General features: G+C 59.0%; 14 protein-coding genes. 10 read left to right on the plus strand and 4 right to left on the minus strand.

Annotation, left to right across the window (positions count from 1 at the left end):
• On the plus strand, positions 1–1275 hold a 1275-nt coding region (locus ABYV89_RS08695), incomplete at its 5' end, for a DEAD/DEAH box helicase family protein (RefSeq protein WP_432822560.1).
• A 14-nt stretch (positions 1276–1289) separates the two neighbouring features.
• Here ABYV89_RS08695 and ABYV89_RS08700 read toward each other — a convergent pair.
• The 4 genes from ABYV89_RS08700 to lptF form a co-directional block, all read right to left on the minus strand.
• Positions 1290–2663, minus strand: coding sequence for an ATP-binding protein (locus tag ABYV89_RS08700; RefSeq protein WP_432822561.1), 1374 nt, complete (start codon positions 2661–2663; stop codon positions 1290–1292).
• 358 nt (positions 2664–3021) lie between these two features.
• Positions 3022–3348, minus strand: a complete 327-nt coding sequence (locus ABYV89_RS08705; RefSeq protein WP_432822562.1) for a hypothetical protein — start codon at positions 3346–3348, stop codon at positions 3022–3024.
• A 135-nt stretch (positions 3349–3483) separates the two neighbouring features.
• Positions 3484–4566: an LPS export ABC transporter permease LptG gene (lptG, locus tag ABYV89_RS08710; protein WP_432822563.1), complete on the minus strand. Its 1083-nt coding sequence runs from the start codon at positions 4564–4566 to the stop codon at positions 3484–3486.
• Positions 4563–5750, minus strand: coding sequence for an LPS export ABC transporter permease LptF (gene lptF / locus ABYV89_RS08715; protein ID WP_432822564.1), 1188 nt, complete (start codon positions 5748–5750; stop codon positions 4563–4565). Before lptF ends, lptG begins: the two co-directional genes overlap by 4 nt.
• Positions 5751–5964: 214 nt before the next feature.
• Here lptF and rpsB point away from each other — a divergent pair, with 214 nt between their 5' ends.
• The 9 genes from rpsB to rseP all read left to right on the plus strand — a co-directional run.
• Positions 5965–6744 carry a 30S ribosomal protein S2 gene (gene rpsB / locus ABYV89_RS08720; protein WP_432822565.1) on the plus strand — a complete coding sequence of 260 codons (780 nt, stop codon included), beginning with the start codon at positions 5965–5967 and terminating at the stop codon, positions 6742–6744.
• Positions 6745–6855: 111 nt separating this feature from the next.
• Complete coding sequence (tsf, locus tag ABYV89_RS08725; protein WP_432822566.1) at positions 6856–7770, plus strand: translation elongation factor Ts; 915 nt, start codon at positions 6856–6858, stop codon at positions 7768–7770.
• Positions 7771–7832: 62 nt separating this feature from the next.
• Positions 7833–8558: a UMP kinase gene (gene pyrH / locus ABYV89_RS08730; protein WP_432822567.1), complete on the plus strand. Its 726-nt coding sequence runs from the start codon at positions 7833–7835 to the stop codon at positions 8556–8558.
• Between the two features lie 5 nt (positions 8559–8563).
• A complete protein-coding gene (gene frr / locus ABYV89_RS08735) occupies positions 8564–9121 on the plus strand; it encodes a ribosome recycling factor (RefSeq protein WP_432822568.1) in 558 nt (185 codons plus the stop codon).
• Positions 9122–9161: 40 nt separating this feature from the next.
• Positions 9162–9320 carry a DUF362 domain-containing protein gene (locus ABYV89_RS08740; protein WP_432822569.1) on the plus strand — a complete coding sequence of 53 codons (159 nt, stop codon included), beginning with the start codon at positions 9162–9164 and terminating at the stop codon, positions 9318–9320.
• A gap of 130 nt (positions 9321–9450) precedes the next feature.
• The gene (locus ABYV89_RS08745; protein WP_432822570.1) at positions 9451–10179 is read left to right on the plus strand and encodes an isoprenyl transferase; all 729 of its coding nucleotides are present in this window, start codon (positions 9451–9453) and stop codon (positions 10177–10179) included.
• Between the two features lie 7 nt (positions 10180–10186).
• Positions 10187–10984, plus strand: coding sequence for a phosphatidate cytidylyltransferase (locus ABYV89_RS08750; RefSeq protein ID WP_432822573.1), 798 nt, complete (start codon positions 10187–10189; stop codon positions 10982–10984).
• Positions 10984–12141 (plus strand): 1-deoxy-D-xylulose-5-phosphate reductoisomerase, encoded by a 1158-nt coding sequence (locus tag ABYV89_RS08755; RefSeq protein ID WP_432822571.1) that lies wholly within the window; start codon positions 10984–10986, stop codon positions 12139–12141. The genes ABYV89_RS08750 and ABYV89_RS08755 overlap by 1 nt, the downstream gene beginning before the upstream one ends.
• Positions 12142–12152: 11 nt before the next feature.
• Positions 12153–12911, plus strand: a 759-nt coding sequence (gene rseP, locus ABYV89_RS08760) for an RIP metalloprotease RseP (protein WP_432822572.1), incomplete at its 3' end; no start/stop codon positions are given.

Raw genomic sequence — 12911 nt, forward strand, 5'->3', positions numbered from 1 at the left:
AAGCCGCGCATCATCGGTAGCGCCGAGAATTTCCCCCAACATATTGGTCTTCCGCGAGGCTGCCTTGATGCGGTGCTCGACCTGTTGCAGGAGAACGATATCCGCCCGGAGCTGCAGGACCAACGCTTGGCCGGACGGAAGGTGACGGCCAAATTTACCGGGGCCTTGCGCAAGGACCAGAAAGCGGCGGTGCGGGAGATGCTCAAGCACGAGGTCGGCGTACTCTGCGCCCCGACGGCTTTCGGCAAGACCGTCACTGCCGCCGCCCTGATCGCTCGGCGCAAGGTGAGCACGCTGCTGCTGGTCCATCGCACCGAACTGCTGCGTCAGTGGCAGGAGCGGTTGAACGGGTTTCTGGAAATCCCCAAAGGCGGATTGGGCGTCATCGGCGGCGGCAAGAAGAAAACGTCCGGCAAGATCGACATCGCGGTCATGCAGTCACTGTCCCGGCGGGAAGACCTGGGCGAACTGCTCGACCAGTACGGCCAGATCATCATCGACGAATGCCATCACCTGTCGGCCTTTTCCTTCGAGGCGATCCTCAAACAAGCCAAGGCGAAATTCGTGGTGGGCCTGACCGCCACCCCGATACGCCGCGACGGGCATCAGCCGATCGTCTTCATGCAGTGCGGGCCGATAAGGCACAGCGCAGCCAGACCGGAAACCGCCCCGGCGCAACTGGAGGTCTGGCCGAAGGTGCTGCCAGCGCCGGAGATCCCGCCGGATTCGCCAATTCAGGATGTGTTCCGCATCCTCGCCAACGATGCGACCCGCAACCGTCGCATCGCCGGGGATGTACTGGCCGCCTACCGCGAAGGGCGAAAGGTGTTGGTGCTTACCGAGCGAACGCATCATCTGCCGCTGTTGCGGGAGGCGCTGGGGGATGAGGTCGAGCACTGCTTTGTCCTGCATGGCCGCTTGTCGAAGAAGCAGCGATCGGCGGTGTTCGCGGAACTGGATGCGTTGAATGAGTCGGCACCGAGGGTGTTACTCGCCACCGGCCGCTTGATCGGCGAGGGCTTCGACCATCCACCGCTCGACACGCTGGTGCTGGCCATGCCGATCTCCTGGAAGGGAACCTTGCAGCAATACGCAGGGCGTCTGCACCGGGAGCATGCCGACAAGCAGGATGTCCGCATCTACGATTACGCCGAAACCGATCAGCCCCAGCTCAACCGCATGTGGGACAAACGCCAGCGTGGCTATAGGGCCATGGGATACGAGATCAAACCGATGGCGACCGTAGTTTTAGGAAGCGGCACGAATCTAAAATAAGACGAGCTGCTATTTTAGGTTCGTGAGTCCATCTCCAGAAGAAACCGCCAGACCGGCACCGCCTGGATGGTGCCAAATCCCACGGGTATGGTCTCTTCGGTGCGCCAGGTGACGATGGTCCCCTCCGCCACCGCCAGCTCGACCATGGCTTCGGAGAGGGTGCGCACTTCGCTCTGTTTGACGCGGGGATCGGCCAGCGAGGCGCAGACCTGGACCAGCAGTATGGTTCCCTCGTATCCCGGTGCTGACGGCAGCAGCGCGACAAGATCCACCTCCCGACCCGTTTTGGTCTTGTGGTAGAAGATTTCCGGCGTCACTCGGCGCAGCGCGGTGAACACCAGATTCTCCAGCAGGTTGTCGCGGTTGGTGAGGATGCCGGAGCTGATCGAGGTCACCAGCGCGTGGTCGATCCAGTAGACCTTGCGGGGATTGATGCTGATTCGGGTCGGCGAGCTGGAAAAGATGTTCACGCTGAACAGCAGACCGGCATCCTCGAACACGACGAGCCAATCGACCACCGAGCTTTTGCGCACCCGGTGGCCGAGAGATTTCAGGTAGTCGGTCAGGTGGCTGATGGCGTAATAGGAGCCGGTATTGTCCACCAGCCAGTGGGCCAGATCGATCACCGCCCGAGGGTGGGAGATGTTATGGTGGCCGATGATGCTGGCGAGAATCGTGTTCCAGTTGGCCTGATGGGCCTCGATGCGCTGGCGCTGGTCGCGTCGGTTGACACCGGGAAAACCGCCGACCCGCCAGTAATCCTCGAACGCCTTCTGGATGGTCAGCCGCTGCTTGGTGGATAAGGGGCCATCGCTCTCAATCTCTTTGCCGTCGAGGAACTCCCGGAACGAAAGCGGGAAGATCTCCCAGGAGACGATCCGACCGGTCAAGGGACTGGCGGTTTCCTCCTCCGGTGATGGCAACAAGGCACCGGTCACAGTGACCTCACATTTTTCGGTGCGCATCAAGCGGTCAATGAAGAGCTGCCAGTGCGGGAGCGCCTGAACCTCGTCGAAAAAACAGTGAACCGTCTCGCTGCCGCGCTTCTGCGGATGGAGCTCGAAATAGGCCTCCAGGATGAGGTCCGGGTTTTCGTGCCGCAGCCAGTAGAGTCGGTCGTCGGCCAGATCGAGAGAGAGGATGTTCTCGCGGGGAACACCGCTCTCGATCAGTTGCCGGATGCGCTGGCGCAGCAAAGTGGTCTTGCCGCTCCCGCTGACGCCGGCGACCACCGAGACCTTCCTCGGCAGACTGCCAATGGTGACACGCCTGGGCAGCAGACCGCCCGGCGGCTCAAGGTTCTGGTATTCGCGGATAATTCGTTTCAGGCATTCAATCATGGCATGGCCCGGTGCTCCCTGTTCGTATTCGCAACCGGTGTCATTCATGCTTGGCGTGCCGGAAAATGCAAATGGTTTATCGAAACGGCCGCTGTTTCTATTTGATTTCGTTTTCGGGAACCGAACCACCGTCCGAATTGGTTGTCGGAAGCAATCCCGCTGGGAGACAATAAGACGGGGAAGTTGGAGGTCGATTTTCGGTATCCGGTTGAACTGAAAACCCGTTACCCGCGTCCGGTGTAGGGAAATCGGGGGAGAAAAATGCTTCCTTTGACATGAACCGCCGCCGGATGTCAGCGGGCTTTATTTCTGATGTTACATCAATAGTTTATGGGGCAAGTCGAGGGTTGAGGCTGGTTTGCGCCAGGTCACCGCGCCCTCCACCAGTTTTAACTAATAAAATCGGCTACTTGACTACATGTAGGTGCCGACTTTCGCTGGACTTTCGCCATTCCTTCCGACACGGGAGGGGATGGCGATTGTTTTTGGGGCCGTTAACCTCCCCGCCGAAGTAGGCCTTGATTTTTTCCGCGTCCTGCTCCAATCCCTCCACGTAGTTGCCGTACACTTCGTAAACCATCTGCTTCGATCCGTGCCCCATCAGCCGCACCAGCCTGTTCGGATCCATGCGCAGGGTCAGACACCAGGCTGCGAAGGTGTGGCGCAGGGTGTCGGGTTTTTCATCGGCCAGGATCTGGAGTCGATTCTTCGGGGCTGTCGGGAGGCGATTCACGCATTCTGTCGGAAGCCACTGAATTGCTGAGGGGAGGAACAGGCAGAAGCCATGCGGGGGCCTGTCCGCACGGTTCTGTGCGAGGCCGATGCGAGCCTGATCCGCTTGCCCCAGCCTGCCCGATTGCGGAGTGTTTCAGTCGCGGGCGGAGAGGAGCAACCAGAGGGCCAGCATGGTAAAGAGGAGGACCGCCGACCATGCCGCGGCGAAGGGCGGGATGATCGATGAGTACCCGAGTGCCATCAGCATGGCCTGGAGAATGTAAAATACAATTCCGATGGCTACCGATAGCGTGACACCGAGGGCAAGGCTGGCTCCACGGCCCTTGCGCAGGGCGAAGGGGATGCCGAGAAGGGCCATGGCCAGGCAGGCGAAGGGCTGAGCCAGTCGGGACTGCATGTCGACCTTGTAGCGGCGGGCGTCGTAGCCTTCGCTCTGCAGTTGTCGAATCAGCGAACGCAGTTCAAAAAAGCCCATCTGCTCGGTTTTGTGCTGGGTTTCGATAAAGTCTTCCGGCTTTTTGGTCAACTGAAGTTCTGTCTCCGGAAAGGTCTGGCTATCGACGATCATCCCGCTTTCCGGGTCGAATCTGCGTACCGCCAGGTTTTCAAAGAGCCAGGACCCGTTGAGAAACCTCGCCCGCGGTGAATCTTTTCTTTCGACCAGGCGAAAAATGTCGTCGAATTCGAAAATCGTCACGCCCTTGAGCAGTCCCTCTTCGGGGCGTGAAAGCCGGATGTTGAAGATCCGGTTGCCTTCTCTGAACCAGATGTCGTCACTCTTTTGAAAGATTTCGGCCTTACCCTGTACTTCAACCCGCTTGATGTAATTGATATTTTTCTGGTTCAAGGGGATCAGGTATTCATTGGCCGCCAGTGAAATCAGGGTGAAGAGAACCGCGGCGCGAATCAGGGGGGAAATGATACGCCAGATGCTGATGCCGCCGCTGCGGATTGCGGTCAACTCGTTGCTTCTCGCTAATCCGCCGATGGTTCCGAAGGCCGCTAACAGAATCGCCAGGGGGATAACCTGAAGGGTGGCAATAGGGATGTTGTTGATCAGGTAGAGGAAATAGAGTGAACCGCGAGCACCGTGTTCGAGGAAGTCGTCGATTCGTTCAAAGAAATCGATGAGCAGAAAAATGCCGACGAATGCGGTCAGGGAGAGCAGCAGGAGCCGGTAGAAAATGCTGAGTATATAGCGGTTGAGCAGGGTCATGAGCGACCCTTTCCGGCCAGCAGGGAGTTTATGACCCGGCGCGGCGCTTCGACAATCCAGTCAAAAATGGCGTACCGTTTTTCATTGGCGGTCTGGTGAAAGAGGATTGCGCCACCGACAAGAAAGGCGAGATTCGGCAGCCAGAGACTGAACGCGGGGGGGTAATCCGCTTCAATGACCAGGGTTTCAGCCAGCGAAAGGGACAGGTAATAGCTGAGAAAGACGACCAGGGCCAGCGAGAAGCCGGCTCCTTTCCCCGATCGGTGGGACTGGATCCCGAGGGGGACACCGACCAGCGCAAAAATAAGGGGTGCCAGCGGGTAGGTGAAGCGTTTGTGGAACTCCAGGGCCATTTTCTGCCGTTTCTTCGGTGCCAGATCCGGGGCGGTGAGAGCCGTTTTGAGCTCAGCGGTCCCCATGTCTGCCGGCTTCAGCTGTTTCGTCTCGGCTTGCTGCAACTCTTCGCCTATGTTGAGGTTGAGGTCGTAAGTGGTGAATTTGATGATCTGGTACGAGTCCTTGCCTGGTGACGACCGATGCAGGGAGCCATTTTCCAGGCGCAGGGTCAGGGTCAGGTTTTCCGGGTCTGAAATGACCCGGCCCCGTTGCGCCAGGATGGTGGCCGGGGTCTGGTCGGCCCGCTGGTCCGAGATCATGACCCCTTCGAACGTTCCCCGGCGCTCATCGGTGTTGTTGGCGTAAAGGACGAGGTTGTTGAATTCGTCGTTGAAAACCCTTGGCTGGATGCCGATGCTGGCCCGGTTGGAAGCCATCTGGAAAATTTGCTGGCGAAAGGCGCGGTTTCCCGAAGGGCCGGCAACGAGCGTCAACACTCCGGTGAGCAGGCTGGCGACGATGGCCAGTGCGATTACCGGCCTGACCATGCCGTAGAGGCTGATCCCGGAGGATTTCAGGGCGACGATTTCACTGTCGGCAGAGAGTCGGCCGAAACCGAGCATGACGCCGAGTAAAAAAGCCAGGGGTATGGTGATGACCAGAAACGAGGGGAGCAGGTAGCTGAAAAGCTTGGCGATGTCGGCGGCCGGAACCCCCTTGTTGATGACCAGTTCCACCAGTTTGAGGATCCGGCCCATGAGCAGGATGAAGGTGAAGATCACCAGCCCGAGAACGGTCGGAACAGCGATTTCCCTGCTGATATAAATGTTAATTCTACCGGTCGACATGGGTGCGGATATTAGACTAAGTGATGGCGCTTGTAAACCAGTTTCAGGCGATTTTTCACTTGCCCCTCCGGCATCCGCATGTTATACACACACGTTATTCCATACCACACACGTTTCCCGACCTGGCGGGGGGTGCCCAGCGGATTGTCCGCAGGGAACCCGGCAGGGACGACGGAAGCGGAGGAAACCAACCAAGCAGAAGGAGATCAATCGCATGGCACAGATCACAATGAAGCAGCTTCTCGAAGCGGGTGTCCATTTCGGTCACCAGACCAAGCGCTGGAACCCGAAAATGAAGCCCTATATCTTCGGGGCGAGAAACGGCATCTACATCATTGACCTGCAGAAGACGGTCCGCTATTTCCGCTCCGCTTACGATTTTGTCAAGCAGACGGTGGAGAATGGCGACAAGATTCTCTTTGTCGGCACCAAGAAGCAGGCCCAGGATGCCATTACCGAGGAGACGATCCGCGCCGGACAGCATTATGTCAATAACCGCTGGCTCGGTGGGATGCTGACCAACTTTTCCACCATCAAGGGGAGCATCGATCGTCTGAAGAAGATCGAGGCCATGGCCCAGGATGGTACGTACGATCTGATCACCAAGAAAGAGGCCCTGCAGCTTGAGCGTGAGCGCGCCAAACTCGAAAAGAGCCTTGGCGGGATCAAGAATATGACCAAGCAGCCCGGTGCCGTTTTTATCATCGATCCCAAGAAAGAGGCGATTGCCGTTAAGGAAGCCCGCAAGCTGGGCATCCCCGTGGTTGCCGTCGTCGACACCAACTGCGATCCCGACGACATCGATTACATCATCCCCGGCAATGACGACGCGATCCGTGCGATCCGTCTGTTTGCATCGAAGATGGCTGATGCCTGCATTGAAGGGGCCCAGGCCCGCGAATCCAAGATCCGCACCGGTGCCGAAGGCGCCGATACGGCAGAGGAAGTCGCTGAGCCGGTTGTTGCCGAAGTTCAGGTTTCGTCTGAGGGTTGATCAAGTTCCGAGTCGGACAGAGGGCGGCCAGGGCGGTCGCCTTCTGTTCGAGAAGGATAACTATAACTTTTCTCCCGCCGAATCTTTTTGGCGGGCGACAGGAGGATAGCAGTGGCACAAATTACCGCATCGATGGTATCGGAACTGCGCGCCAAGACTGGCGCGGGAATGATGGATTGCAAGAAGGCGCTGGGCGAAACCAGCGGCGACATGGAAGCGGCTGTTGACTATCTGCGCAAGAAGGGGCTTTCGGCCGCCGCCAAGAAGGCCGGCCGTGTTGCTGCCGAAGGGATGGTCGTTGCTGCCGGCGAGGGGGCTGTAGGCACCATCGTCGAGGTTAACGCCGAGACCGACTTCGTTGCCAAGAACGCCGGATTCCAGGCCTTCTCTGCCGGGGTTGCCGAGGCTGTTGCTGCCGCCAACCCGCAGGATCTCGAGGCTCTTCTGGCTGTGCCTTTCCCGGGTACCGGGCGGACGGTTGCCGAGGAACAGAACCACCAGGTCGCGACCATTGGTGAAAACATCAACGTGCGCCGGTTCGCCCGCTTTGAGACGGCCGCGGGTGTGGTCGCTTCGTATGTTCACGCCGGCGGCAAAATCGGCGTGTTGATCGAACTGAGCACCGAAAAGGGCGACGACGAGCGCGTTGCTACCCTGGCCCGGCAGCTGGCCATGCACGTTGCGGCCGCCAGCCCCCAGTACCTTGATCGCCAGGAAGTTCCCGCCGAAGTCGTTGATCGTGAAAAAGACATCATGCGGGTGAAGGCCAGAGAGAGCGGCAAGCCGGACAATATCATCGAGAAGATTCTCGATGGCCAGATCAACAAGTTTTTCGGCGAAATCTGCCTGCTTGAACAGGCTTACGTTATCGATCCCGATCAGAAAATAAACAAGGTCGTCGATGCCCTGGGTAAAGAGCTCGGTGCCGCGGTCAAGCTGACCCGTTACGCCCGTTTTCAGCTTGGCGAGGGGATCGAAAAGCGCGAAGATGATTTCGCCTCCGAAGTGGCGTCTCTGGTCAAGTAATAGTTTAAACGTCGACACTCTGAACAGGGCTTCCTCTGCGGGGGGAGCCCGACAGGATGCACATGGCTGAGTTAAAACCGGTTTACAAGAAAATCCTGCTCAAGCTCAGCGGTGAAGCCCTGGCCGGAAAGCAGGGATATGGCATCGATCCCGATGTAATCGCCGGTATCGCCCAGGAAATCCGCGACGTTGTCGATCTCGGGGCGCAGGTTGCGCTGGTTATCGGCGGCGGCAATATTTTTCGCGGCGTGGCGGCGGCTTCGCGCGGCATGGACCGCGCCAGTGCTGACTACATGGGCATGCTCGCCACGGTGATGAACAGTCTTGCCATGCAGGACGCACTGGAAAAGGTCGGTGTCACGACCCGGGTGCAGTCGGCGATCGAAATGCAGGAAGTGGCTGAGCCGTATATTCGCCGGCGCGCCGTCCGTCATCTGGAAAAGGGCCGGGTGGTGATTTTCGGTGCCGGAACCGGCAACCCTTACTTCACCACCGATACCGCGGCCAGCCTGCGTGCCATGGAGATCGGCGCCGAGGTCATCCTCAAGGCAACCAAGGTCGACGGCGTTTATAATGCCGACCCGGCCAAGGACAAGGATGCCGTCAAGTTCCTCAGTCTCACCTATCTTGACGTGCTGAAGATGGGGCTGCAGGTTATGGATGCCACGGCCACTTCGCTCTGCATGGACAACAACCTGCCTATCGTGGTCTTCGATCTGACCCGCCAGGGCAATATCAAGCGGGTGGTCCTTGGCGAGCCGATCGGGACGATTGTCAAAGGAGATTGAATCCCATGACGAAAGAGATCCTTAAAAATGCCCGAACGGGCATGGACAAATCCATCGAGTCGATGAAGAAGGAGTTCACCAGGGTTCGCACCGGGCGTGCTTCGGTTTCTCTGTTCGATGATGTCAAAATCGATTACTACGGGACGCCGACTCCCCTGAACCAGGTCGCCACCCTGGCCGTGCCCGAACCCCGGCTGATCACCATTCAGCCCTGGGAAAAAAAACTGCTGCCGGAGATTGAAAAGGCCATCTATAAATCCGATCTTGGTCTGAACCCGACTTCTGACGGGATGCTGATCCGTATCGCGATTCCGCCTTTGACCGAAGAACGCCGCAAGGAAATGGCCAAGCAGCTCAAGCGCATGGGCGAGGATGCCAAAATCGCCGTCCGCAATGTGCGTCGCGATGCCAACGATGCGGTAAAAAAGCTTGCCAAGGATAAGGAAATCTCGGAAGATGACGCCAAGCGTCTCGAGAAGGAGATCCAGGAGCTGACCGACAAGTTCGTGGTCATGGCCGATGAGGCCGTGGCTGTTAAGGAGAAGGAAGTGATGGAGCTTTAACCCCCAACCCCCTCCATCCCATACAACAAGGAGAAATATCATGAAAATCACTGAAGAATGCATTTCCTGCGGCGCCTGCGTCGACACCTGCCCCGTTGCTGCCATTGTCGAAGCTGGCGACAAGTACAAGATCACTGACGACTGCACCGAGTGCGGCGCCTGCGTCGACAGCTGCCCGGTCAGCGCCATCGTCGAGTAAGTCCAGAAGAAGGGGCGCCAAACGGCGCCCCTTTGCTTTACCTCCCTCCCCGATATCCTCTCTTGCCTGCCGGCATTGTTTCGTGTTAGCTTAACTCCTCTTTTGACCCAATTCATTCAGAGTAGACACCATGCGTATCCCCAGCCATCTGGCCATCATCATGGACGGCAACGGCCGCTGGGCCGAACAGCGACAGCTGCCGCGCATAGCCGGTCATCATCGAGGCGTCGAATCCGTCCAGGAAATCGTGGCGGAATGCCGCACCCTCGGGGTTCGCTATCTCACCCTCTATGCCTTCAGTTCCGAAAACTGGGGGCGCCCCGAGGACGAGGTCAATGCCCTGATGGGGCTGCTCGGGCGTTATCTCGAATCGGAACTCGATACCATGTGCGCCCGCAATATCCGCTTCCAGGTGATCGGCGAAATCGACCGGCTGCCGGCGGAAGTCGGGCAGGTTCTGCGGCGCACTGTCGCGCAAACGGCGAACAATAAAGAAATGGTGTTGACCCTGGCGCTTTCGTACGGTGCCCGCAATGAGATGGTTCGGGCCATCCGTGAACTGGCCCGCCAGGTTGCCGACGGCCGCCTTGCAGCCGAGGCCATCGATGACGATTTGTTGAGCCGTACCCTCGATACCGCCGGCTTGCCCGATCCCGATTTGCTGATCCGTACCAGCGGCGAAATGCGGATCAGCAATTTCTTGCTCTGGCAGCTTGCCTATACCGAACTTTATTTCACTGAAGACCTCTGGCCCGATTTCAGCCGCCAGAAGCTGCATCAGGCTTTTGCGGAGTATGCCCGTCGGCAGCGCCGCTTTGGTCTGATCGCTGCCCAGGTCAAAGGGGAGGAAAACCATTAAACAGCGTATACTCACCGCTCTGATTGCGCTTCCCCTGCTCGTTCTGTTTATTATCTATTCCGGCCCGGTCCTTTTTGACCTGCTGGTGCTGGCGGTTGTTCTCCTCGGTTTGTCCGAGTTTTACCGGATGAGTCTGCCGGCCGAGCGCAGGGCGGAAGCGTATGCGGCTATCGCCGTCGGCGGCCTGCTGACCCTGGTTCCGATCCTGAATGCCGCCGCTACGCTGCCTGCGTTGACGCTGGCGACCTTCTTTTTTACCGGCTGGTTCCTGCTCCGTTTTCGCGACCTGCAGTCGGTGATCCAGCACCTGGCCCTGGTTTTTCTCGGTTTTCTTTATCTCCCCCTGCTGTTCGGCCACCTGTCCCTGCTGCATGGTCTTCCCCATGGCAAGGAATGGATTTTTCTCGTCCTGTTCATCGTCATGTCGGGGGACTCCGCCGCCTATTTTACCGGGATCAACTTCGGCCGCCGCAAGCTTTATCCTGCCATCAGCCCGAATAAGAGCATCGAGGGGGCCATCGGCGGTTTGGTCGGCAGTTTTGTCGGCGCTTTGCTTTTCAAATACGGATTTTTCCCGCAGCTGTCAGTTGTCGACTGCCTGCTGCTGGGGGTCGGGCTCGGCGCACTGGGCCAGGTCGGCGACCTGTTCGAGTCGATGCTGAAGCGCAGTTTCGGGGTCAAGGATTCTGGAACCCTGATTCCAGGTCACGGCGGGATTCTTGACCGGCTCGACAGCCTGATCTTTGCTTTTGCCCCGGCTTATTACTATGCTCTGTGGTTTTTCCAGCCCCCGGGTATTTATTGATGAAGCAGCTTGCCATTCTCGGCTCCACCGGCTCAATCGGTGTCAGCACGCTCGATATTGTCGCCGCGCACCCTGACCGGTTCCGCATCGTTTCGCTGACGGCCGGCCGTAACCTCGAGCTGCTGCAGCAGCAGATCCGCCGGTTTAATCCGCGCCTGGTGGCGGTCCTCAGCCCGGCCGATGCCGATGCACTGAAACGGTCTTTGGGGGCCGGTGCTCCCGAGATCGTTTCCGGCATTGAGGGCCTCATCGCCTGCGCCTGTCATGCCGATGTGGACATGGTGCTGTCGGCGATTGTCGGCGCGGCCGGCCTGATTCCGACCATGGCGGCCATCGAAAACGGCAAGGATATCGCCCTGGCCAACAAGGAAACCCTGGTCACGGCCGGATCGCTGGTGATGGCGGCGGTGGCCCGCAAGGGGGTCCGCCTCTTTCCGGTGGACAGCGAGCACTCGGCGATTTTTCAGTCTCTCGAAGGGCATCGTCGGCGGGATGTGCGGCGGCTGATCCTGACCGCGTCCGGCGGGCCGTTTCGCAACCGGGCGCTGGCCGAGCTTCAGCGGGTGACCCCCGCCGAGGCCCTGGCGCATCCGAACTGGAGCATGGGCCGCAAGATTTCCATCGATTCCGCCACCATGATGAACAAGGGGCTCGAGGTGATCGAAGCCCGTTGGCTCTTTGATCTGCCGGCCGAGCAGATTTCCGTTCACATTCACCCGCAGAGCATTGTCCATTCCATGGTGGAATACCTGGACGGCTCGGTGATCGCCCAGCTCGGCATCCCGGACATGAAAACCCCGATTGCCTATGCGCTCTCGTATCCCGAGCGGCTCCCCCTTGATTTGCCTCCCCTGGATCTCTGCCGCCTGGGCACGCTTTCCTTCGAAATGCCTGACATGCAGCGATTCGCCTGTCTTGCCCTGGCTTACGACGCCTTGCGTGAAGGCGGGAGTGCCCCGGCTGTGCTCAACGCGGCCAACGAGGTGGCGGTCGAGGCTTTTCTCAACGGCGAAATATCTTTTCTCAATATACCCGGGCTTATCCGCGCCACCCTTGATAATCACCAGGCGGCTCCGCTGGAGCACATTGATGAGGTCCTGCGGGCCGACCGCTGGGCACGCACCGAAGCCCGCAGGATTATAAATAAGTCTGTCTGACTGGAGGTAGCATGATTACACTGCTTGCCGGCATCATTTTGCTCGGCATTCTGGTTTTTGTCCATGAACTTGGGCATTTCGCTGTCGCCAAGATGTCCGGCGTCAAAGTGCTCAAGTTCTCCCTGGGCTTCGGTCCCCGCCTGATTTCCCGTCAGTGGGGAGAAACGGAATACCTGATCTGCGCCATTCCTCTGGGCGGCTATGTCCAGATGCTCGGAGAGGGGGTCGGCGAGAACGGCGAAACGCTCGAGCTTTCCCCCGAAGACCAGTTGCGCTCCTTCGCCAACAAGCCGGTGTCGAAACGAATCGCTATTGTGGCGGCCGGACCGCTAATGAACCTGGCGCTCCCCTTTCTGGTGCTGCCGATTGCCTACATGGTCGGGGTGAATCTCCCGGCGTACCTCGATCAGCCCCCCTGTATTGGCTATGTCGCGGCCGATACCCCCGGGGCCCGGTCCGGTTTTCAGCCGGGCGACTGCATCGAGGCGATCAACGGCGACCCCGTCGCCACCTGGACCGACACCAGTCATGCCCTGATCGCCCATGTCGGCTCGTCCCTGGAGTTTCAGGTGGACAGAGCGGGCAGTTCGTCGGTGTTGACCATGAGCCCGGAGGAGGGCGGCCTTGAGGGGCTGCAGTCGCTGGGGCTGTTGCCCCGCCAGGAAGCCATTGTTGGTGCTCTTGCTCCGGGGATGCCGGCCCAGGCGGCCGGGATGGAGGTCGGGGATCGAATTGTCTCCATTGCCGATTCGCCGGTGGCGTCATGGTAC

Origin of the sequence: Trichloromonas sp. (genome assembly GCF_041583255.1) — a bacterium.
Classification (GTDB): Bacteria; Desulfobacterota; Desulfuromonadia; order Desulfuromonadales; family Trichloromonadaceae; genus Trichloromonas.